The organism is Psychrobacter sp. AOP5-GZ1-6, from assembly GCF_052376345.1.
In the GTDB taxonomy this organism is placed as follows: domain Bacteria; phylum Pseudomonadota; class Gammaproteobacteria; order Pseudomonadales; family Moraxellaceae; genus Psychrobacter.
This window is the reverse complement of the sequence record NZ_JBQSVP010000022.1, coordinates 1-25,453: the sequence shown is the minus strand read 5'-3', so window position 1 is coordinate 25,453 and position 25,453 is coordinate 1. Positions and strand designations below refer to the sequence as shown.

Genomic DNA, 25,453 nt, shown 5'->3' with positions numbered 1-25,453 from the left:
CCTATAAAAAAACGCCTTCATTAAAAGGCGTTTTTTATTGACTAAAAGCTAGCAAGACGTATCTTCAGTACTCAAATATGTCATTTAGAATTGCCAACTATAAACCACATCAATCGCATTTTCTGTGGCTGAGCTTGCTTCCACATAGATACGACGCGTCAGCTGATAGCGAGCTGATAGCGTACTCTCTGCATTAAACACACCTACTCCATAGCGGATATATAAGTCAGGTGTCACATAACCCGTGACATTGACATTGGTATCCTCACTACTGCCTGATGCATCTACTGTAAGACCTTGCAAACCAAATGCTTGACCTATCTGATTGGTCAAGCTACGTGTGCCACTAAGCCCGAAACTGAGTCCAGCTGCTGCTAAATTATTGGTCACTTCTGATTTAAACCCTTGCTCACTAATTTGCGTTGCACCTGTACTAGTGAGACGACCTGTGACCAATGCATTCATCGCTTGCTGCTGAGTCAGTCCTGCATTATTAAAGACGATAATATTTGGTGTTTCGGCATCCCCTTTAACCCGTAGACCTACCGTTTTACTCTCAATGGTTTTCACAGCTTCAATACTTAAGCTCGGATTCATAACATCGCCATCGAAACGCACTTGACCATAATTAAGCTCTAAACTTTGACCAAAGGCATTGATATTGGTTCGACGTGACACTTGCACCACACCTTTGGCTCGCATAACACCAGTACCAGTTTGATTGATATTAATCGCGCCAGCCAAAGGAATAACCGCACCAAATCCACGGAAGTTGATATCCTCACCCAAATCAATACCAACATTGGCATTGATAGACCAAGGTTTTGAAATAGCCAATACTTCATCAACATTCCCAATTAAACGACGATCGAGCACAACAGCATCTTCGGTTTGAGTAACAATGTCTTCACTGGCTGCTGGTGGACGAATGGTTGCTGACGGTACACTAATCGCACCTTTAATATCGACATAACTGTCCTCTGGGCGCACGATAATATCAATATCAGGATTAATCTCAGCCACTAATAAAGGTGGCTGCGTAATCACCAAACCTTCACCAGCAATGCTCAGCTTGGCTTGTAGTTTTTGTTGCCAATCAATCGTTCCAGTCAAAGTTCCTGTACCTGTACCACTGTTAAACGTACCATCTAAGGTCGCTTGTGTCCCACGAATTTTGGCATTAGCATTTACATTGGTTAGGTTAACTGGCAAGTCCAACATTGCGATACGACCATTCTCCAGCTTTACGTCACCATAAAACTGCGGCTTATCTAAAGTACCACCCAAGCCACCTGCCATTGTGACATTTCCTCGTAGAGCTCGCATACCCGGAAAGAAAGGCTTAAGTATCGCTAGGTTAAGCTCATTAAGCACTAAGGCACCAGAGATTGGTTTCGGTGCCTTGTAAGGGTCGACAATGACTTCGGCATAACCACTAGCACCATGACCTGTATTAATATCTGTGCGCAGCTTAATACCTTCTGGAACTGATAAAGCAATGAGGGATATTCGCTTATAAGGCAGGGTGACAGAAGTACTACTACCATCCTGAACCAATCCAACTTTGCCATTATCCGAATATAAAGTGGTATTGATGGTTGGCGGACGTCCATTTTGCCAGCCGACAACGGCCTTACCATTAATCTTGGCCGACCAATCAATATCTTGTGGTAAAAACACTGACAATAATGACGTATCTAAACTCTGTAGGGCAACATCAACCTCACCTGTATCCGCTGATGCGATTAGGTTTTTGCGTAAACACAGCTTGCCCGTTTGGTCAGCAGCTTGCCAACAATGCGCAGCCATCTGTACCTTAAAGTCATTACTGTTGCCATTCTGCTCATAAGGCAAATCAACAATCAGTTGTGCTGGTTGCAGCTGATTTAAAGTCGCATACTGAGACTGAAGACGACCTTCACCAATGACGCCAGACCAACTCATTTTATCTCGATTAAAACCACCTTTAACTCTTGCACCGATAGTAAGCTGTTCATTGGCAATATCAAGATCGACCACATGTGCTTTTTCAGTACCGCTAAATGAAGCCTCAACACTTTCAAAACTTTGCCCAGCAGCATCTAAGCCTTCAGCAGTTATGATAAGCTGACTTGGACTATTTGCTAAATTGACCAGTTTTCCGCGAACACGACCTTCGCGTAAAACAAAGCTTGGCAGTGCAATACGCTCACCCACCAAGTCAATATAAATAGTTGGTAGTGCCTGTCCTGCCGGCTGTGATAATGTTGCACCACCTGTTACTTTACCAGCCAACTGATTTGAGAGCTGATCCAAACTGGTAATATTAATTTTCGTTTGTAATTGTTTGGCATTACCATTAGCAGTGATGTAGTTGTCACCCCAACGTAATACCAGATTATTCGCATCTAAACTATCGATTAACGCATTTACTTTTTTGTATTGCGCCTGAGCATCTTGTGCTTGGAGGTCTTTAAAATAGCTCGCCAAGTCTGTTGGTAAACGCATTTTTGCAGCCAAGCTACCTTTAGCGCTCAGATTTTGACCTTTTAACGTACCAGTCAAATCAACTTGTTTAATATTAATAGTTTGCTGCGTGTCACTCCAACGCCCATCTGTATCTATACTACCCGTAATAAGGCTTGGTGTGTCTTTTAGAAAATAACCTATGTTAAAACGGTCCATCACTGCATTGATATCCCATGCGATGCCTTGACGTAAATCCACCGTGCCTTTTGCATCAATACTACCTGCTGCACCCACATGACGGAATTGCTTGATACGGATTAGTTGGTCATCACCACTGGCATCAATCGTCAGCTTACCTGCCGGCAATTGCTCAGCATCTAGCACACCATCGAAATCTACCGCAAAACGTTGCAGCTTACCCGCTGCATCTGCAGTGTTAGAAGAGGCGGCTTGCCACTCACCACTGGTTTTTAGATCACCCGTCAAAATCGCTGGGTTGTTGGGTAAAAAATAACCCAAGTTGAATTCATCAAAGCGCCCGTCTATTGTCCAACCCATATTTTTACGTAAATCAATAACACCTTTTGCGTTTACCGCACCAGCCTCACCGTTATAATTTAGTTTACGGATGCTAATCAGATTTGGTGTGCCAGCTGCATCAATAGACAGCTGACCATTTGGTACATCTGCTGTGTCCACTTTTCCATCAAAACGTGTATCAAATACAGACAACTCGCCATCGATGATATCAATACTAGCATCACCACCACCAGTTATACCGATAGTACGGCTATCTTGTGTGGCATCAAGTTGTGTTTGCAAATCGGTATTATTTAAGGTGATAATATGGCGCTGACCGCTAACACCATTCTTGGTGATATTTAATAAACGCCCACGTGCGCTTATACTACCCGTTAGACGCTCAAGCGGTAAGTCACTACTATATTTTTTTGGTAATAATTCTTTGGTACTGGCATCAACCTGCCATGTCAATGGACCATTTTCATTCTCTAGTTTAATTTGTCCTGTGCCAGATAGATCGCCCACAACGCCATCATAGTTAAGGCGATTGATACTAATAATGTCCCCTGATTTGCGCACACGCACATCATAACGGCCTTTGGGTGCGACACTGAGTTCATTAACCACTGTATTAGCATTCACTACTAACTGTGAGTCACGAATAATGACATCTGCCTGTCCATTCGGACTATCAATATTACCAATATTAGGCACATCACGGCGCACCAGATTTTGCCATTTCGCATTGATATACCAAGGGGCCGACTGTGTAGACTTCGCTGAAACCTTACCGCTGGCTATCTTCGCATTGACATGCTCACCATCACGCTGGAGTAAGTCTGCATCAATTTGTGTATTGCCAGCATTGTTCTGCTGCTGATAATGTAACGACAGCCTACCATTAAGCGTTTGTGGTGCGTATGCTTTAAAGTCAGCATAATCATCAGGAATGGCACGGCGAATATCAAAATTACTACCCGTCGCTCGTATTGTCGCATCGAAGCTGTTTTTCCAATCTAAAATACCTTGCAATACTAGGCGTCCAGCAGGTACATCAGCATCCAAACGATCAATGCGTAACTGACTGTCAGCGATGACCGCACGGCCTTGGTAATGACCTGAAGGAATATCTTTAGCCGTCAGGTCGGTATTGATGCGCAAACGTATCTCAGAAATCACACCTTCTGCGGTAGCTGTACCACTTGTTAAGCGAATATCTTGCTCTTCAGCATAAGGGATTAAGATGTCGTCCCATTGCAGTTTTGCCCGAAAAGGCGAATCACTATCCAACCCCTGTACGATAAAATCACCACTAACATCGCTGTCATTGTAGCGACTACGTATTTTACCTACCGTACGTTTCAACGTACCTGTTGCAGTAATATTTAGTGGGTCAATATAGGCTTGTTCGAGTGCACTCACTTCTGCAATAGCACTTAAATCTAGTGGATAATCACCTTGTAGATCAATCTCACCTTGTAAGGCGCTAATATTGACGATATCAGCATACTGTAAGTCACCACGAGCAATTTCCACCATGCTACCAACCCATGTCAAATCACGAGCAACGATATTGTGAATAACAATAGGGTCTTGTGTGACTTGTTTATAGGTAATGTTTTTTATATTAGCGCGGTCAAAGCGTAGATTAACCGGTAGTTGCAGAGTTTTATAATCGAACGGCTCACCCGTTGGAGGTTCATTATTGATAATTTCAATGGTTTGTATGTCTGCATCACGCAAATGTACTTCTTTAGCAAATACAGCACGCCAACCTATTTTCACATAGGCTTTATCCACTAATACCTGAAGATCATCAGTCGCTTTGATATCAATATCCGTAACCCAAAGACCTTCACGTAAATTACCTTGTCCATATTCAAAATCGATACCCGTCTCGGTACTGATTTTTTCTAGTATAAACTTGGTGCCCGAATCTGTACCAGCTGCATAAAAGAACACTGCAAACATGATCAAAAGTACAATTAAAATAAGTACCAGCAGTTTGAGTAGAAATGACAACGGATACCAACGTCTCACAGCACGAGCATCTCTCTGTGCTGGATCTTCTTCTGGTAACTTGCTAGGCGGGGTGTTTTTTGTCAGCATGACACTCAACTACGTTAAAGAATGATTACCAGCAATCGGCACGATAAATAATAAACAACACATAAAACCAATAAAATGACTATAAAGGTGAGCCAATAAAGAAGTGTAGCCTGATTGGAATACTCTCTTCTGTCACGCCAGCCGCGACATCGACTCGTACCACACCCACAGGTGATGCCCAACGAATACCAACACCAACACCAACCTTTGTCTCAGTGTCAAAGTTTTCATCGTAAGCGTTACCCACGTCAGTGAAAAATGCTCCGCGAATGCCTGGTTTAAACTCATAGTTATACTCAGCACTACCCACTGCGAGTACTTGCCCACCTGTTAGATAGCCATTTTCTAATGGTGATAAGCTTTCATAGTCATAGCCACGAATACTTTGATCACCACCGGCAAAGAAGCGTAACTTGTAGGGCACTTCATAAAAATCATCTGCCCAAATATAACCTGTATTTAGGCTGCCCAATACCTGATGTTTGTCATCGTCACCGAAGCTATAGATACCGCTAACACTCGCACGAGCGATTGCCATATTGGTATCACTAGCCACGGACTCACTGCCTGCTTCAATAGAGTAAGACTGACGTATACCCTGAGTTGGGTTGACATTATCATCCACGTCAGTTTTACTAACACCATAACCAAACAACAGTGCTTGCTGGGTTGGGTTAGATGAGGTAAAACGTATAGGCAAATCGTCTAACTCGGTATCATCGACACCCGTTTCTAGCTTATCCAAACGGTAACGCATAGAGTAACTGCGATTCCAACCGCTATCACGACGAATGTTACGCGCCAACCCTGTTTTTAATGTTCTGGTAGATAGGTCAAAATTACCCTCGCCTTGATCAATCACCTCCTCTTCATAGGTGAGTGTTGCCTCTAATTTATCATTGAGCGGATGTTTCCAAGGTCGACTGACATAGACACCTACATTTTTGGTAATACTCGACACTTCTGTTTCCGCACCAGCTTGATAGCCCTGACGATTAATAAGGTTATAATCTATTTTCCCAGTTGCGCGCACACCTGTATCTGTTCCATAACCAAGACCTACTTGAGCATCACGAGGTTGGTTAGCCCCCACAAAAACATATAAAGGTACTTTTTTACTCACAGCAACATCTTCTGGTGTCTTACGTCCTGCAAGCGTTGGTGGAACAAAGCTTTCATCAGCAAGAATACTGGTTTCATCAGGCAATATTTTTTGCACAACATTACTGATTGAGTCGCTGATTTTACCTAATAGATTCTCTGCCTCTTTTTCCTTTTCATCTAACACTCTATCATTTGGTAAACGGCTTAAGCGGTCTGCTTTTTGTTCAATGGCTTGCAATTTATCAAGCGTGGCTTCATCAGCCTCAAATTCAATAGCAGCTATATCAGCTGTATCAACAACATTACTGCTATCGTCAGTCACCGTCTCTTCACTATCTACACTGTCACTATTATTACTCTCCGCACTAACACTTTCCTTAACATCACTCTCATTAGATACCACTAAATCATCACTACTACTATCAGTCACATCCGAAAGGCTATCGTCAATAACGACATCATCATTACTATCAACTGCTTCATTATCAAAAGCCAAAGTACTAGCTTCACTACTGTCCGTTGGCGGTAATATTGATTCGACATTAACCGTGTTAAAATAACGAGTCGATGATAAATCATTGGTAAATTTAGTCACATCAGGCGCATAAAAGGGCTCGCCAGGTTTAAAGTCGAGTAATTGCTGCAACAGTGACAGCTCGACAGGCAGTTTATCAGGGTCTTGAGTCAACGTATTGGTTTCTCTATCATAGGTAAAAAACACAACCTCATCAAACTCGTATCGATCGCCTGTATCATAAACTAAAGAGACGTCTGCGGTGTTGTCCGGTAGGATGATATCAACAGACTTGTTTAGCCAATACTGGTCAAAGTAACCGTATGTGCTGCTGAGCGATTCAAGTGCCGCTTTACTTTCTTTATAAACACGATGATTAAAGATATCGTTTTCTTGTGGCGGCAACTCCTGTTCTAAGGCAATAAACTCTTCTTGCTCACCACCTTCACCACGAACCTCAACAGTACGGCTATCAACACGCACAGGCTCACCCAACTTTTCAATCACAACATCCAAAGTATCTTGACTAGGCTGACGTAGACTCAAAGTAACGTCATAATAACCCACTGCTTTTGCAGCATCTAATGCCGTTTGACGTAAGCCTGGTGCAGCGGCAGTGAAATCAATAACAGATTGCACTGTGGTGTCGTCAAGTGCTGCCTTGATATTTTTCATGGGTTGGATATCATCATCCGCCTTAGTTTCTACTGGTTCACTATTGCCCGAATTTTCAGATGCGACTTCCTGTAGATAAATAGTTGTTTCAACATTAGGTAAGGTAATGGCACCGTCATTAAAAAAACGACTATAAAGACGTTTGAAAATACTACCTTTATTTCGCTCCCGCGGCCTAGGACTACCAGTTTGTTCTATACTGTCATTTTCTACCTGAGTCTCCGTTTGATAATCTGGCAAATAGTCATTTGGATCGATAATGTTTGATGTTGGCTCATCTTCATCGGTCAGATCGCTGGCTACCATATCGTTATTGCTATTACTCTCTACATCCACACTTTCATCACTGACAGCATCGTTGGTAAATTCGCCGACATTTATCGCACCCGCTACCACTTCAGTCGTTTCATCAGTTGATTCGGTGGCTGATTCAGCAATTGCCTCGTTTTTACCCAACGTATCAAGGTTATTAGGTTCTGGAAGACTGGTGGCATCCAATTCCAAATCTAGACCAATAGGTGATGTCGTGTCATCTAGCGTCGAAATTGGCGCCGTAAAATCGCTGTCATTATTACTGATATTGGTATTGTTTATGATATCAATATCTTGGGTATTCTGTATATCGAGCGCAGCCAACTCACGATCAATCTGTTCAGGTGTCATCATCTGATAACCCTGCTCCTGTATCGCCGTTGCTTGTTGCAACAAGTCCTCATTGACACGATTAGAAGGATTGGTCGATAAATCATCTAAAACGGCAGTCTCTTGATTCGTCGCTATTTGGCTATCAGGCTGAACAATCATGGTTGTACTGTTGGCGGAATCAGCTAATGCTGTAGGAGCAACACCAAAACCAACCAAACTGGTCGCTAAGGCAGAAAAAAGTGCTGAGCGTGTAAAATTAATGCGTGGGGCATTGCAGCGAGAAGCAGTCATTGTGAGACGAGAGTGGGATTCAATACATTGAACCCCGATATCATGTGATGTGTTGTTATTAGCAGCACAGTTATTAATCGATGCAGTACGCGCTAGAGTTGAAGGCTGGTATGTCATTTTTATTTCCTATCAGCTCACGCGGTACACTGTGATTAACGATCGCTATCATTAAACCTTACCGGTGAATAAACTTATTAACAGTGCGCTTAAATTATGTTTTACTACCTAGCTTTTGATAATGACAGCCTATAGTCCATAGTGCAAACTTTCGGATGATGTGCCGTCCTCATATCAACGTATGTATAGACGGTAGTAATAGCATGGCTTCATCAGCTCTAACACCGTATATATAACCATATAAAATTCACAAATCATAACGTAGATAATTCTGAAATCATAGCAGCAACTGCATGTATTTTTATCCAAGCCTTGCTATTATACGGCCTAACATTGATAAAACCTATGCTATATTTTGATATAGTTTTTAGCATCTTTTATAATTATTCTGTATTGAAAAACCGCACTCAACTTCTCTATTCTACCCATCAGCCGCGACCCACCTGTAGGAATTTTCATGGCAAATCAGTTTCAGTTATTTAAGCATCGTCGTTTTAGCGCTATGTTTTTCACTCAATTTTTGGGCGCATTTAATGACAATATTTTTAAGCAAGCACTCATACTGATTCTCACTTATACCGCTGCGAGTCAATTGGGTATGAAAGTTAGTGTTTTAAACAACTTAGCTGCGATGTTATTTATCTTACCCTACTTTTTATTTTCAGCACTGGCAGGACAGATTGCGGATAAGTTTGAAAAGTCAAAGCTGACTCAGTTCATCAAAATCCTTGAGCTGATTATTATGGCTATCGCTACCGTCGGCTTCGTATTTGAATGGTATTCACTGTTATTTGTGGCGTTGTTTTTGATGGGTACACATTCTACCTTTTTTGGACCAATTAAATATGCCTACTTGCCACAGGCAATGAAAAAAGACGAGTTGGTTGGTGCCAACGGCTTGTTTCAAATGGGTACCTCATTAGCAATTCTAATCGGGATGATTGTCGCAGGTCTTCTCACGCAGCTGTCACAATCACTCTATTGGATTAGTGCAACAGTGCTGATGGTCGCAGTTTTGGGGTATTTAGCGGCGCGCTATATCCCGACCATGCCAGCGATGCAGCCTAACCTTACGATCAACTGGAACATTTTTACCACTAGCTTAGCGACGATACGTTATTTATATTCACTGCCGTTTTTATTCTTTGTTATTCTTGGCAATAGCTGGTTTTGGTTGTACGGTGCGACGTTTTTGACCCAAACTCCAGAGGTTAGCAAGGTGATTTTGCATGGTGATGAGTCAGTAGTGATTTTCCTGCTCACACTATTTTCTGTGGGCGTATCTATTGGCTCCTTGTTATGTAAATCATTAACCAAAAACCAAGTCAGCCTGCGCTTACTACCATTTGGTATTATTGGCTTAAGCGTCTTTGCAATTGATTTGTATTTGTCGCTATCAGGGCTCAATATCAATGTGTCTAATGGAACGCTGCTTAGCATTGGTGACTTGTTTGGCATAAGTGGTAGTTGGCGGGTCTTTGCTGATTTGTTCTTGTTGGGATTTAGTGGTGGGTTATATATCGTACCTTTATATGCCTCTATGCAGGCTTATTCTCCTAAGAGTCACCGTGCCCGTATCATTGGTGCCAATAATATCTTTAACGCGATATTTATGGTCAGCTCGGCGATTTTTTGTATTGTTATGTTAAATACACTAGGGCTGAACCTACCACAGCTATTTTTGGTGACAGGTTTACTTAATATTGTCTTTGGTGCTTTTTTGTACATAAAACTTAATAGGCATATCAAAACAGCAGTGATTCAAACACATGACGAAGTAGCTCCATAAGTAACAAATACAAGCACTACGCATGATAAAATAAACAAGTTTGGCATGGCCAATCGTATTCCTACGGTTTGAAAGACGATCGGCCGTACCCTAACGACTAATATGTTATCGAATCGATAATATTCATGCTGATAATTTAGATTGTTTGCTATAGTAATGCGCATCAAGTTATTACTATCTTAAACCAAGAAAAACAGACTGACAAAAAAACAAATGCTTTTTTGACTGTATCCAAAGCCATCAGGAGTGAATTATGACCCTGCGTCCCTTATCCAAAATCGACCAGCTATTAATCGGAGTCGATAAGGCATTACGAGCTATCGTACCACATTCAAACCCCAGTACCCGTCCGTTACCAGTCAGTAATGACGATATTCCTGAGCTAACCATCACTGAAGCAAGACATGTCGCAGGACTGATGCGTATCAATCATACTGGTGAGGTATGCGCGCAAGGGTTATATCACGGACAGGCATTTGCTGCCAAAGATGACGGTGTCAGACAAGCCATGCAGCAATCTGCTGAAGAAGAAGTAGATCATCTGGTTTGGTGTGAAACTCGTTTGGATGAGCTAGGTAGCCACGCCAGTGTCTTTACGCCACTATGGTACGGTATGTCTTTCGGTCTTGGCGCATTTGCAGGTGCTATCTCTAATGAATTTAGCTTGGGCTTCGTTGCAGAAACAGAAGCACAAGTCAGCGAACATTTACAAGAGCATATTCAACAGCTACCAAAACACGACCAACGCTCAAAAGAAATACTGGCACAAATGGATATCGAAGAACTGCACCATCGTGAGCTTGCATTACAGAGTGGCGGTGCCGCATTATCACCGCCTGTACGTCATACCATGCGTTGGATGGCCAATCGTATGAAAGCCACTGCTTATCATTTGTAGTAGCAGACGAAGTCATGAAAACTTGTCATGGTAAACACTACCCATTGAACTAAAAGTAGCCTTCAATATCATAACAATACCGCGATTTATTTTTTATAATTTCTACCATTAACAATCCGACTATTGATAGCGTTAAGTTTAATTTGCTACGGTATGAAAAATTTGTACGATTTTGCAGCAAAGACATTACTCAATGACCCATCTATTGCTAAATAACGACTAAATAACTAAGGTAACCATCTTTATGAAAGCCACAAACCAATCGACTCTCCCTAGTAGTTTGTCTACTAAGCTGGCAACCTTGACTGCACTAGCCACAGCATGCGCCATGTTACTATCAACGCCTGTTAATGCTGCCGAAGCAGATGCTGCAGCCACATCAGCGCCTAGTGCCGTAGATTCGAGCAAACGTGTCATTCGTCTTGCTCAGCCTAAAGCAGCTACTACTTCATCTAACACAGAGTCAACCGCATCGCAGCCAAACCTTTTCCCCATGAGTTCTGCGCAGCCACAAACCGTTAGACCTGCTACTACACAGTCTGATTTCGCCGGAACTACTCGTGTCTATGAACCAGGCCCCATGACTGCTAATGGTATTGACCTAAGTACCAACCAGTTTGCTAATATTCCAACACCAAAAGTACAAGTGTCAGATATCAGTTTTGTACCGACAATATTAATTCCACAACAAAGTGGCTCGAATGGTGACCAACTAGACGTAAGCTTGCTAGATGATTTCATCGAAGATGTATCACCCAATGCACGACACTATCCACCAAACTTCCCCAATCGCTCACAGCGTTACTATACGCGTGAAAAAATAAAAGTATTGGCAGAGTGGATTGAACCTTATGCTCAGTCGCCTAATGCCTCTTATGACGTACTGCTACGTGCTGCCAAGCTTAACGGTATGGGACGTAACTTAGACTTGGGCTCAGACTATACGATACGTGGTGGTAAGTATGTGGACCGCGCCATCAAGCTGCAACCAGATAGCGGTGAAGCCAACTTTTTATACGGGATGATGCTGTCAGAAGGTGGTGGTTTTAAAGAAGGTAAAAAATATTTAGATAAAGCCGTATCTTTAGGATATACCGAAGCTGAGCAAAGCTTAGCACAGTCAGACTTATTGAGTGACCGCCGTGATAATGCGTTAGAGCGTCTACGTCGCTTAGCCAGTGAAAACCCTAACAATACTATTATCCCTCAGCAAATCAAACTGATCGAAGAAGGTAAATTCTATATTTGGGATATAGCCGCTCCTGACATTGATGTAAAACCTAGTGCCTAAACTTCTTTAGAGTGCGCTTTATCAATTAAGGTGTATTGCAAAAATTTGCGATACAGAAAAGAGCATTATCAGTGCTAATACTAAAAATATGCTCATAAAGCGTCTTCGTTTTATATCGATATTATGTCAATATAAAATGAAGACGCTTTTTTGTGTCTGTTGATAAGATAATAAGTTATGTTTATTACACCCGTTCTAACAACAGGCGACAGCTTCACTAAAGGCAGATAACAAACTTGCGCAACTTGAAATAAAACAGTTTCGTTGTGAAAGTTGCGCTACACTCTTTCTTATCAGCTATCTACTTAATCATCCTTACCTTTATGACTCACTGGACTGAAATATGACTTTCGTTGACCCTATCAAAAATATGGTAACGTACGCTAATAAAAAAAACACGTCCGTCACTTCAGTGGCATTGATAACCATCATGGCGCTATTACCTGCCTGTAATACAGTGTCAGTAGACAAGCAAGCGTCCGCAAAAACCATTACTGCCCAGCGTGGCAATATTGTCACTGATAATAAGCTCAGCAGTGATACTGCATCAGCCCTACTGTCAGCGGGGCTCAATGAACAAGCGTGTATACAGCAGTTTGACTTATGTCTGACTCAGCTTGCTGATAGCATCCTAAATCAACACTATCGTCCTGCACTGGCTATTTTTTCTGAACTACACTATGCCAAAGCACGCCAGCTTGCTGATTCTCAAGATTGCCTCAATGCCTTTGCCCGTCCACCTCTTGACCCTTATTATGCCAATGCACCTCTAAGTGAAAAAGAAGCCAAAACCCAACAAGAAAATACCAGTCGCTGTTTAACCGACTATCAAGAACGCTTGTTTGATGCCGTTAAGTACAGCTATACCTATTTATTCTATGACAGTTTGATACATGATTTTGACGGTGCCGATCAAGACCAAAGCCAAAACAGTACACAAAGCCGTATTCCAAATGATACCGACATTCAAACCCAAGATATCTACAACGCCGCTAGTAACGACGTTATCACCCAACTGTATAAATCATCTGATGGCTCAAACAAACTAATGGGCAACCCAAAAATAGTACACTTACCAATAGCCTCCACTGAGCGTGATAACAGTACCCAAGCCGCGATAGCCAACCGCGCACCTTTAACAGGCAAAACGACTGATCAAGTCAAAGTTATGGAGATACAGATCGACGACTATGATCTTGGTATTTATTTACCCAATGAAAACAGCTATCTACAAAATGCACATAAGCAAGCCTCTGCTCTAGCAGACTTGGTATCAACCTACGAATTGCGCCTCTCAGGACTTAACTCAATCAGCAAGCGTCCAGGCTTAGGTATCAGTTTGGTCGCATCATTAGATGACCGTTATACCACCACGATTCGCCAGTTATTGGAGTCATCACTATCAGACCAGAAAACTGATGAAACCGCCGTTGCTATAGAAAATAGCAAGCCAAGCTCCAGAATATATCCTACTGGACATTTATTATTAACGGGTTTAATCAAACCCAGTGGCAATAGTGTGCTAGATGTACTAAGCAGTCGTAAGCTGGATATCCACCTATATAACCCATATCAAAGTGACAGTGTCAACATCCTTGATAGTAGCTACCCGCTGGCTGCCAACTTCTCGGCTGGCTACGGCTTATGGCTGTCAGAAAACCAACTAGATGGTGTCGGCTATTTAAACTTAATTACTAGCCAACCAAAAGAAAGACTACCCAAGTTGTTTATGCTAGAGCCTTATGATCCCAATAAACGTGTACTAATTATGCTTCATGGCTTGGCTTCTAGCCCTGCTACTTGGGTAAACCTGACCAATGATATTCTCAATGATGATAAGTTACGTGATAACTATCAAGTTTGGCAGATATTTTATCCAACCAATCTGCCTATTTTAGAAAACCGCTATCAGATCCAACGTTTAATTGAAAATACTTACCAACAGACCGACCCTAAAGGCATCAATCGTGCCAGTAAAAACAGCGTCATTATCAGTCATAGTATGGGCGCCGTTATCGGCCGCATGATGCTATCTGATGAAAACTTGATCGATGATCTTGATAAAATAGAAGATGAAGACTCACTGTCCAATAATGAAAGAAGCAAAATCCTCGATGCACTCAAAACATCATTCGGTGATGAACAATTAAAAGAGCGTTTCAAACTACAGGCTCTGCCTCAGGTCGATACCGCGGTATTTTTATCAGCACCATTTCGTGGTACTGACTATGCCGATCGTTGGTTCACGCGTGCCTTACGCCGCATTGTTTACTTGCCAGTTGGTTTGGTAAAAACAGTCACTGAAAACTTGGCTATGATTACCACGCAAGGCGATTTAGCCGAAAACCCGTTAGGCGCTCTATATTTACAAAATGGCGCTAGCCAGCTCAGCGATAAGTCTTCCTTTATACAATTAACCAAGGACATCAATATCAATAACCGCATTACGTACCACTCCATCATTGCCAATAATGATGCCGACATCACTAGAGGGCTGGCACAAATGCAACCAGATGGGGCTAGAATTGATCTGTCTCAAGCGACAAAAACAAATGATCAGACTGTTGGTGCAAACAACATCTCCACGAGGTCCAAAAGTACAACTACGCCACTTGTTGCCGCTGTTACCATTGATGAAAACATTAGCCAAGCACTGACAGAGCGCTTATCTGATGGTATCGTACCTTACACCAGCGCCCACCTCGATGGCGCCGCCTCTGAGACTGTCATTAATGGTGGTCATAGTATTCAAGAAAGTCCTCAAACTATTCTGACATTAAGGCGTATACTGCATCGACAGCTCAAACAGTAGCATTGAGCACAACACAACCTACCTTTTTATATCTTATTACAAAACATATTCAAGTATCATAAATTGTTAACTTATTCTTACCAATTTACATTTAATAGTAAGTATAAGCTACATGGCATTACTTGTGACCATAAACATGCAAGCGCATAATAATGCAACAGCAATTGAACGAACTATTACTTCTTAATTTGTATGGATATAAATTATTTACTCAGTTGAATAATTCTAATAATTGAGTAGTTAGAATTCTTTAACTCGCTAACATTCACAGCTAAAAAAAATCTGACTATTGGTCGCGATACTCTTTCAATATATTGCGGGCAGTTACTTGGGCGTATCATGGAAGCTTTCGCTACTTAGCTCACAAATAAAGGTAAGCGCTTATGTTCGCTGCATTTATGGTTGATCAAATGGACGCGCTGTTACTTGCGCGTATCCAATTCGCTTTTGTTGTTTCATTTCATATTGTATTTCCTGCATTTTCAATTGGACTTGCCAGCTTTTTGACGGTGCTTGAATTTCGTTGGTTGAAAACTGGCAATCCGGTATTTGCCGAAACTTATAAGCACTGGGTTAAAATATTTGCTGTTGTATTCGGTTTGGGTGTTGTATCAGGCGTAGTAATGTCTTATCAATTCGGTACTAACTGGGCTGTATTTGCTGATAGAGCTGGTAACGTCTTAGGGCCATTACTCGCCTATGAAGTGTTGACTGCATTTTTCTTAGAAGCTTCTTTCTTAGGGATTATGCTGTTCGGTTGGGGACGTGTCAGTAAACGCATGCACTTTGCTGCCACTGCAATTGTCGCCGTTGGCACATTAATATCAGCCACTTGGATCTTGTCGGCCAACAGTTTTATGCAAACGCCACAAGGTTTTATGATGGGGGCAGATGGTTTGCTATACCCAACCAACTGGCTTGAAATTATTTTCAATCCTTCATTCCCGTATCGTCTTGCACATATGGTAACGGCCGCCTTCTTAACGACTGCATTTGTTGTTGGTGGTATTGGTGCTTATTATCTGCAATCCAAAAAACATACCGAACATCGTAAACATGGTCGTGTCATGCTAGGTATGGCAATGATTATGGCTATCTTTGTCGCGCCAGCACAGGTATTGATTGGTGATGAACATGGTCTAAATACTTTAGAGCATCAACCAGCCAAAGTTGCTGCGATGGAAGGTATCTGGGAAGATGAACGCGGTGCCGCTCTACGTCTATTTGCGATACCAGACCAAGAGAACCAAACCAATAAATATGAAGTCAAAATTCCTTATGTTTCTGGTCTAATTCTCACCCATTCGTTAGATGGTGAAGTTAAAGGTCTCAAAAACTGGGAACCTGAAGATCAACCGCCAGTTATTATCGTGTTTTGGGCATTCCGTGTCATGGTAGCTATTGGTATGTTAATGGTACTTGTCGGCTTATTCAGCCTATACAAGTACTTCAAAAAACAACAGTACGACTCTGACAGCGTCTGGTTCCACAGGGCGTGGATGATGATGACCCCACTTGGTTTTGTTGCCTTGCTGGCTGGTTGGTTTGTCACAGAAACTGGTCGTCAGCCATGGACGGTATATGGTGTGATTCGCACCGCCGAAAGTATGTCACCTCTTGCTGCACAGCAAGTCGCTACAACTTTGATTGGCTTTATCGTCTTATATACCTTAGTCTTTGGTGCAGGTAGTTTCTATATCTTACGCCTGATTGCTCAAGGACCGAAACCTTATGAAGATCCTGCTGAAGACAACTTTTATCAGCACACTATCACAGAAGGTCAAGGCCGTACGTTGACCGGCGACACGCATGCTAGTGAAAAGGTTGTAGAGGATTTGGATAAACCAGCAGATGACATCGATGAAGGAGGGTTACGCTAATGTTTAACTACGGTGATGTATTAGACTTACCTTTGATTTGGGGCGGACTCATCGCGCTTGCTGTCTTTATCTATGTCTTATTAGACGGTTTCGACTTAGGTTGTGGTATTTTATTCCCTTTCGCAGGTTCCGATAAAAACCGAAGCCGCATTATGAACTCTATCGCGCCATTTTGGGATGGTAATGAGACATGGTTGGTATTGGGTGGTGGTGGCTTATTCGCTGCTTTCCCAGTCGCTTATGGCATCATTATGACGGGCCTCTATTTACCTGTAACGGCGATGTTATTTGGTCTTATTCTTCGCGGTATAGCATTTGAATTTCGTTTCAAGTCTTCGGCGCGTCGTCATGTTTGGGACAACTCTTTTTTTATAGGGTCAGTTATCGCCAGCTTCTCTCAGGGAATTATGCTTGGCGCACTGGTTCAGGGATTGCAGGCAGATAATCGTCTGTACTCTGGAGGACCTTTTGATTGGTTGACACCTTTCTCTATTGTCTGCGGTTTTGCGATGATCATAGGCTATACTTTGTTAGGCTCTACATGGCTCATCATTAAAACGGAACACTCGCTACAGACTTGGGCACGTAAAGTTTCTGGCTGGATGTTGACTGCGTTGATTATCGCGATGATTGTCGTTACCACTTTTATGTATTTTTCAGATATCGATGCACTCGACGGATGGTTCCACCTCCCAGGACTGCTGTCCTTGATTCCTATGCCTATTATAGTCGTGCTGCTATTCTTTGTCATGCGTAAAGACTTAAATACAGAGCGTGAATATCGTCCGTTCTTATTAACGGTTGCATTATTCTTGATGGGTTATATCGGCGTGTGTTCTGCGATATTCCCTTATATTGTACCTTATCAAATGACGATTTATGAGGCGGCCGCAGCGGATACTTCTCTCTCGTTTATGTTAGTTGGTGCAACTATCATGCTGCCAATTATTTTGAGTTATACCGCTTTTGCCTACTATACTTTTAAGGGCAAAACAGATCATGAGCATATGTACTAGTGAATATGTAAATTGATAAAACGGTCACTAGCTACTGCCGTTATAAGTGGTAGCTATACTGCTTTTCAAAAGCGTATTAACAGGTAAGAAGGAGATGAACATGAAAAATCTCAGTAAGAAAAAATCACAATGGGCATGGTTTATTGGTTTATATATAGCTGGATTTTTGGTTGTATTTACCATTGCACAATTAATCAAACTCGCAATGGGTGTCTAATAAACCTTGCAATATGACACAAAAAAGCAGCGTTGATTATCGACGCTGCTTTTTTGTGTCTCTCTTTTTTTTATCTCTATAGAAAACTGTTTAGGTTTACCCTCATCTCAAAGGTGATGATCCCCCTTAGTTTATGCACCTAAATGACCAGTAGCACCATGACTTTCAATAAACTCATTGACCTGCGTCAAGCGCTCTGGTGTACCGACATCCACCCATTTATCGGCGATGACGTCAGCAGTAATTTGAAACTTGAGCATTGCTTGCTTAAGTAGTGGTGCTAACGCCGCAGGCTGACCTGATACCAATCCATCCACTAATCTGGGTGACATCACACTGATACCTGCAAAAGTATATTTACCTGCATCGCCCACTGCCTGTTCACTGGCAAGTCCGTTATTAATAGCAAAATCTCCGCCGCTGTTATGTGCTGGATTGTCAATCAGTAGTAAGTGTGCACATTGATCCGCGCCTAGTGTATAGTCTTGCAACTGAGTAAAATCATACGTCGTCCAAACATCAGAATTGACTAAAATAAACGGCTCATCTCGTAGTTTTGCTGTTTGCAACGCCTGAAAAATACCACCAGCTGTCTCGAGAGGTTCATCATCTTCAACTGACCAATGCAGCTTGACACCATACTGCGCACCATCGCCCAATGTCGACATTAGCTTATCAGCTAGCCATGAAGCATTGATAGTAATGTCAGTAATACCTGCCGCTTGTAATGCTTTGATATGCCAAACAATCAGTGGCTGGCCCGCGACTTCCACTAATGGCTTGGGCGTCTCAAGCGTTAACGGGCGCAAACGCGCACCCTTACCAGCGGCCAAAATCATTGCTTGTGTAATTCTAGACGTCGACATGCGCCTTCCTTGTAATTTTTGAGTTTAAAGCTCTTGAAATGCAAATAGGATAAATATTGTTAAATATACTGCTGTGCAAATTTTTGCTGATATGCTGGCAGCACAGCCTCTATCAACCAGTTATTAAATGGCACAAGTGCCTGTTGCAAATCCTCACTGCCATGCTTACTCAGCCACTCTAGCTCGAACATCAAATCGCGCATAACTTTAGGAATATCTGCTAAATAACGGTCTTTACCGTCACGTTCAGACAAGCGGATAAAAATCCCTAATACTTTTAGATGACGCTGTACGCCCATCACATTGACATCATTTTCAAACTGTTGTGCGCTAGGGGCCGTTGCTAACCCTGCTTGTTGTTGCAACTGCCAAAAGTCACCAATCCAGCCAGATATCTGACTCTCTGGCCAGTCGACATAGGCATCGCGTACCAACGACACCAAGTCATAAGTATAAGAGCCAATGACCGAATCTTGAAAATCAATCACACCCAAACGTGCATCATCGGCTTGATCTTGCATGAGATTACGGCTGTGATAATCACGATGAACGATGACTTGTGGCTGCTGCAAAATCTCTTTTATCAATGCTGATTTTACATCATTCCATAATGTCTGACTCAGCTCTACCCCAATGTAAGGTACGAACCATTCGCTAAATAGATTCATTTCACGATCTAATAACACCGTATCATAATCCGGCAGCTGGTGCTGAGATTTGGCCGTCTCAATAGATATCGTTTGTAGTGCGACCAATGTCTGCATTGCCAATTGATAATACTCATCAACTTGTGTAGGAGTCGCCTCAGTAAGTAAATGCGCAAACTCCACCGCACCAAAATCTTGTAACACTAAAAAGCCTTTTGTCACATCTTGTGCGATAATCTCTGGCACATTAATAGCTGGCGTCATCAACTTAGTCACGTTAATAAACTGACGCATGGCATCTTGTTCATCAGCAGAATCCATGACAATATAACGCGATACTTCCTTGTCATTGTCTTTTAGTAATTGAATACGGTGATATTGACGCGCACTGGCATCGCCAGGTAGGCTTTCTAAGTTAAACGCTTGACCTACAAACACCTGCTGTAGCCATCTCGTTAATTGCTGTAGGCGACTATTGGTATTGGCTTCAGTCAGATTCGGCTCTAAAATAATTTTATCAGTCATAATGGACATCGCAGGTTGAATATAAATCGTAAACAATTAAAGTAGTGATAAGTCAGGCAAAACCTTGTTAAAATAGTGAAATCTTGAGCCATGATAATGGCTATTATTTAAAAAACAGCTAGGCTATATGATGAATTTTGGTAAATAGTGTAGCTGATTTGGTTTTTTTTGACTATGATTAGTCGTCATAATATGTAAAACATCCAATGTTTTGAGATTACATTATCCATGAATCATTTTTTGGTCGGTTATTAACGACGATATATCATTCAATAATGCGGCTGCTAAAATCAGTATCGCAATCCAATAGGCTCTGCAATCATAGGTGTGCCCTTGTTATATTCTCCGCTTTACCAAAGCATTCGTGTGATATTATTTGGTGCGTTAGGCTTATCTAGCCTAGCCGTTAATGCTGCACTTAGTGATGCTGACACACAAACTACTGCACCAACCCTCATTGATAGTAGTACACGTTATATCACTAAAGCAGCGCCTAACGCCAACAGCAGTATCAACCAAAATCCTGATTATAATGACATTCGTTATAAAAATGATAATCAAGAAACCGCCTCTCAAAGCAATGAGTATCAACAAGCAAGTACTACCACTCCACCTGCTAGCGAGCACACCACTTTAGCTAACCCTGTTGATAATAGTGATGCTGTAGAAAGTAGCTCTTTGAATCAAGATCCCTTGGATAGCAACCAAAATACTCCTGCTACACCGGTCAATGAAACAAGCGCATCTGAGACTAATACGATTGATATGAGTGATGAGAGTATTCAAGATAGCCTAATGCGCTTGGCGGAGTTTTATGAGCTGACACCTGATACTGAAGTACCAATATCTAGCGATACTGATGATACGAAAAACGTCGAAACAGATGACCCTCAACTCATACTGACACCGACGCCAAGAACGATTCCAAAAGTAGGTCAAAACTTACAGCTACTACCCCACACGGTTGATAGCGCGCAACGCTGTGAAGGCCAGTGGGTTTACCCAAAAAACAACCCTAACTATCAGCGTGCCGTAAGAAAATCTGGTGCCGCTAACGGTCTCACAAACAATCAAGCTCCGCTGTTTACTGAGTCTGACTATGGTTATTATGACAATGCTGATTATGCCGAACTCTCAGGCAATGTTATTATCAATCAAGGCACCCAACAAATAGAAGCCGAAAAAATATCGCTAGATTTAAAGAATAGTGTGGCGGCAGCGCAAGGTAATGTTATGTTTACTGACCAAGCGACTGGACAAAGGAGAGTAGCCAATACTGCATCAAACAACCCCTTGAATAATACTCAAGCCAATTTCGGTGAAAAAGTATCACAAGGTGGCATTATTGGTGTCGCAGACAGTTTAAATTACAACACCGAAACGGGCCAATCAACCGCTGACAACGTTGCTTTTGCTAGTGTTGATATGCAAGCACACGGCTATGCAAAACGTTTAAACAGACCCAATGACAGTCAATACGAATTAGACGAGGTTATGTTCAGCACCTGCCCACCTATGAATCGCAAATGGCAGTTTGATGCCAAAAGCATTGATTTAGATACCGAAACAGGTCGCGGCAAAGCCTATGATACAACCTTCCGTGTCGCTGACGTACCAGTCTTTTATCTGCCTTATTTTAACTTTCCCATAGACAGCCGTCGCAGCAGTGGCTTTTTGGTACCAAGTGCTAGCTTTGACAGTGATAGTGGTCTTGAAGTTGAAGTCCCTTATTATTTGAACTTAGCACCCAATTATGATGCTACGCTCAATACTCATATTTATACTGATCGAAATCCAATGGTATCAGGTGAGTTTCGCTATTTGACCGAAAATTATGGCGGAGGTACTATAAATGCAGCATACCTGCCTAACGATAATGAATATAACGATGAAGACCGCAGCAGCGTGGTTTATGAGCATCTGTGGGAATCTAAGAGTATTCCGCGTCTGAGCGGTGACCTGACGTATAACTACGTATCAGATTCTGATTATTTAGATGATTTTGATACACTTGGTTTGTCCGATAGCACAGTCAACCTTCCAAGACGTGCACGGCTCAATTATTATAATGATTATGTCACTGGTGAGCTAAAAGCTGAAACCTTTCAAACACTTGATGCTTTCGACAGTGATGGTGATGAATTAGAAGACAAAGACAGACCGTACTCTCGCCTACCACAACTGACACTAAATTACCGTCTACCGACCAATAATAACTTTGAAATTACCGGCGTTAGTGACTCTGCTTACTTTAAAAAATCTATCAGTGACGGTTCTGAGACCGAAAAAAGCGGTACACGACTTTATAATAAAATTAGCGCCACGTATCCGATTGAATCTTCTTGGGGCTATATTAAGCCTGAGCTTAGCCTACAACATCTGTACACTGCATACGATGAAGACAGCCTAGAAGACAACTCTTTAAGTGCAGAGGATGGCAGTCAATCGGTATTTGTGCCACAAGCCAGTATTGATGCAGGATTAACTTTTTACCAAGCTGGCTCACCATTTGGAGCGTTTGACGATACGATGGGTGGCTATCAGCTTCTCAGCCCACGATTGAAATACACCTATGCACCATACGAAGACCAAAACGACATTCCCAACTTTAATACCAGTATTGCTTCAATCAGTTATCAGCAGTTATTTTCAGACAGTTGGTTTTTAGGGCATGATCGCTTGCAAGATTTGCATGCAGTGACGCCTGGTGTTAACTATCGTTACATCGATGCAACGGGTGTGACACGTTTTGATGGTAGTATTGCAGAGCAGTTTTACATCGACGATGGTCGTGTCACACTGGTCGACGACGAGCCTATTTTTACGACATCATCATCAGGCATGGTTTGGGATGCTAGTGTTCAGCCCTACAATAATGTTTGGGTCGATGTAAATGGTGCATTAACTAACAGTTATGATTTAAACTTTATCACAACCGAGCTACGCTATCAGCCAACTGAAAACAGCCTATTTAGTGCCGGCTTCGTAAAACGCCAACGTGATGGCAATACCAATCAGCAGCCATTATCAGCCGTTACTGCATCTGCCATATTTCCTATCAATAATAAATGGCGCGTATTGACACAAGGTCAATATGATTACCGTAATAGCAGAATGCTTGATACCCTTGTTGGTATTGATTATGAAGATTGCTGTTTTGGCTTTGCTGTTTATGGTCGTCGTTACTATAATGACTTAGATGTTACCGACGAGCCTACACAAGCAGTTATGGCAGAGATCAGACTTAGTGGTCTTGGCAGTGGTAATAGCAGTTTAACCAGCTTGCTTTCTGAGAAAATACTTGGTTTTGATACTGTTCAATCTGCATGGAAAAACTAGCGCGTGTCGTCATTTAGATTGCAAGGCTTGCAATAAAGAAAATTGCAGCCAAACAAGCAATGACTCGCCGCAAACATTAACATTATAAATGTGCTAATTAACGACACACCTTAGTGCTTTAGCCAAAAAAATTAAAAATAAGTGACCAAACAAAGTCGGCCTAACCCATTGTTCACGTAACAACAACATAGTTACGTGATATTATTTTGGACAAGATTATTCAGTATATGCTTATTAACATAAGCTGAATATGGTTGACCAACTACCATCCGATGCGATGACATTGATGAGGAGCATCATGAGATTTTTTTCTGTACGTCAAACCAGCCGTGCTGTATTGTTTTCTATGGGTACGAGCGTAGGTCTTCTGCTTAGTCTTAACACCCAAGCTGCAACAGTAGAGCCTGAAACAGCTAATACCACAGCTACTGCGGAACAAAGCGCCGTAGATCGTTTGACACCAGCCAATAGCACAGACGGTATCATTGCATTAGTCAATGAAAGTGCCATTTTAAAAAGTGATTTGATTGCCGCTATTACACAAGCTCAATCACGTGCTACAGCTGCTGGCGAGCCAATCACCAACTCAGCGAAGCTACAGTCTGACGTATTGAATGCGCTCATTTTGCGCGAGTTACAGCTATCTATGGTCAAGCGCGTCGGTCTAAATCCTGACGAAACAACTATCAATCAGCGCCTTAGCCAAATCGCACAGTCAGAAGGGCTCAATAGCATCTCGGAATTACAACAACGCTTAGATGCAGCGAGACCTGGTAGCTATGCTGCTCTGCGTGCTCAACTAATAGAAGATGCCGCCATTCAAGCTTTACAACAACGCCAAATCAGTGAACGTGTACGCATTAGCGAACAGGATATTGATGCGTTTTTAGCTTCACCGGAAGCCAAGCGCTTGAACCAAAGTGAATATCAAACCATTCATGTACGGGTTCCTTATATGGACGACTATAGCCGTCTATCAGAAGCACAGCGCGCAGAAGCGTTAAAAGTGGCAGAAACATTACGCGCTCGTCTACTCACACCGAATGTCAATGTTACCGAAGCCGTTGCCGCTAGCCAAGGAAGCTATCCCATTCCTTTACAAGGTGGCGATATGGGCTTTCACAAAGCGGCATCACTACCCACAGAGCTATCTAGTCAAATCACTCAACTAGATATTGGCGATGTCAGTGAGCCGCTAGTCACTCCTGAAGGTATCGACATTATTAAGCTGGCTGACAAAAAAGTCAGTGATACCATGCTAATTCCTCAGTGGAAGACTCGTCACATCTTGGTTAAAGTTGACGAACTCCAAACTGATGCACTTGCTGAACAAAAAATTAATGATTTATACGAACAATTACGCAATGGTGCTGACTTTGCTTCTTTAGCATCGACTTACTCAGACGATCCAGGCTCAGCTGGTCGTGGTGGTGATCTTGATTGGGTCAGTGAGAAAGACATGGTTGCGCCATTTGAAGCTGTCATGAAGAACACAGCAGTTGGTGACTACTCTGCTCCTTTTAAGACCCAGTTTGGCTGGCACATCTTAGAAATAGATGAAAAACGTCAGCAAGATGTCAGTGAGCAGTATCGTCGCAATATGGCACGCCAAGCTCTTTACCAACGCTTAGCGCCACAAGCCCAAGAAGACTGGTTACAAGAATTACGTGCTGATGCTTATATCCAAATACTTGGATAATCTAATTATATGCACATAGTATGAATAACATTTTAAAAAAGGGTACCTG

Annotated in this window: 13 protein-coding genes; 9 read left to right on the top strand and 4 right to left on the bottom strand. The window is 42.2% G+C overall.

The window, feature by feature from the left end:
- Positions 1 to 84 precede the first annotated feature (84 nt).
- A complete protein-coding gene (locus ACT3RN_RS04955; RefSeq protein WP_442440009.1) occupies positions 85 to 5,079 on the bottom strand; it encodes a translocation/assembly module TamB domain-containing protein in 4,995 nt (1,664 codons plus the stop codon).
- A 79-nt stretch (positions 5,080 to 5,158) separates the two neighbouring features.
- Positions 5,159 to 8,425: an autotransporter assembly complex protein TamA gene (locus tag ACT3RN_RS04950; RefSeq protein ID WP_442440010.1), complete on the bottom strand. Its 3,267-nt coding sequence runs from the start codon at positions 8,423 to 8,425 to the stop codon at positions 5,159 to 5,161.
- A 457-nt stretch (positions 8,426 to 8,882) separates the two neighbouring features.
- On the opposite strand from ACT3RN_RS04950, the gene ACT3RN_RS04945 reads away from it, so the two are divergent.
- From ACT3RN_RS04945 to ACT3RN_RS04915, 7 genes are all read left to right on the top strand, one after another.
- Positions 8,883 to 10,214 (top strand): MFS transporter, encoded by a 1,332-nt coding sequence (locus ACT3RN_RS04945; protein WP_442440011.1) that lies wholly within the window; start codon positions 8,883 to 8,885, stop codon positions 10,212 to 10,214.
- Between the two features lie 259 nt (positions 10,215 to 10,473).
- Complete coding sequence (coq7, locus tag ACT3RN_RS04940; RefSeq protein WP_225739166.1) at positions 10,474 to 11,112, top strand: 2-polyprenyl-3-methyl-6-methoxy-1,4-benzoquinone monooxygenase; 639 nt, start codon at positions 10,474 to 10,476, stop codon at positions 11,110 to 11,112.
- A gap of 244 nt (positions 11,113 to 11,356) precedes the next feature.
- Positions 11,357 to 12,403 (top strand): tetratricopeptide repeat protein, encoded by a 1,047-nt coding sequence (locus ACT3RN_RS04935; RefSeq protein ID WP_442440012.1) that lies wholly within the window; start codon positions 11,357 to 11,359, stop codon positions 12,401 to 12,403.
- 343 nt (positions 12,404 to 12,746) lie between these two features.
- Positions 12,747 to 15,215 (top strand): esterase/lipase family protein, encoded by a 2,469-nt coding sequence (locus ACT3RN_RS04930; RefSeq protein WP_442440013.1) that lies wholly within the window; start codon positions 12,747 to 12,749, stop codon positions 15,213 to 15,215.
- 383 nt (positions 15,216 to 15,598) lie between these two features.
- On the top strand, positions 15,599 to 17,095 hold the full coding sequence (locus ACT3RN_RS04925) for a cytochrome ubiquinol oxidase subunit I (protein WP_444518513.1): 1,497 nt from the start codon (positions 15,599 to 15,601) through the stop codon (positions 17,093 to 17,095).
- Entirely contained in the window at positions 17,095 to 18,111 is a 1,017-nt protein-coding gene (gene cydB, locus ACT3RN_RS04920; protein ID WP_442440014.1) for a cytochrome d ubiquinol oxidase subunit II, read from the top strand. Before ACT3RN_RS04925 ends, cydB begins: the two co-directional genes overlap by 1 nt.
- A gap of 100 nt (positions 18,112 to 18,211) precedes the next feature.
- Positions 18,212 to 18,328, top strand: coding sequence for a DUF2474 domain-containing protein (locus ACT3RN_RS04915; RefSeq protein ID WP_413038451.1), 117 nt, complete (start codon positions 18,212 to 18,214; stop codon positions 18,326 to 18,328).
- A gap of 131 nt (positions 18,329 to 18,459) precedes the next feature.
- Here the strand turns inward: ACT3RN_RS04915 and murU are convergent, their stop codons facing one another.
- Both murU and ACT3RN_RS04905 read right to left on the bottom strand, forming a co-directional pair.
- Positions 18,460 to 19,194: an N-acetylmuramate alpha-1-phosphate uridylyltransferase MurU gene (gene murU / locus ACT3RN_RS04910; protein ID WP_442440015.1), complete on the bottom strand. Its 735-nt coding sequence runs from the start codon at positions 19,192 to 19,194 to the stop codon at positions 18,460 to 18,462.
- Between the two features lie 59 nt (positions 19,195 to 19,253).
- Entirely contained in the window at positions 19,254 to 20,375 is a 1,122-nt protein-coding gene (locus ACT3RN_RS04905) for an aminoglycoside phosphotransferase family protein (RefSeq protein WP_442440016.1), read from the bottom strand.
- A gap of 324 nt (positions 20,376 to 20,699) precedes the next feature.
- Here ACT3RN_RS04905 and ACT3RN_RS04900 point away from each other — a divergent pair, with 324 nt between their 5' ends.
- The gene (locus ACT3RN_RS04900) at positions 20,700 to 23,705 is read left to right on the top strand and encodes an LPS-assembly protein LptD (RefSeq protein ID WP_442440017.1); all 3,006 of its coding nucleotides are present in this window, start codon (positions 20,700 to 20,702) and stop codon (positions 23,703 to 23,705) included.
- A gap of 298 nt (positions 23,706 to 24,003) precedes the next feature.
- Positions 24,004 to 25,404, top strand: coding sequence for a peptidylprolyl isomerase (locus tag ACT3RN_RS04895; protein WP_192520140.1), 1,401 nt, complete (start codon positions 24,004 to 24,006; stop codon positions 25,402 to 25,404).
- Positions 25,405 to 25,453 lie beyond the last annotated feature (49 nt).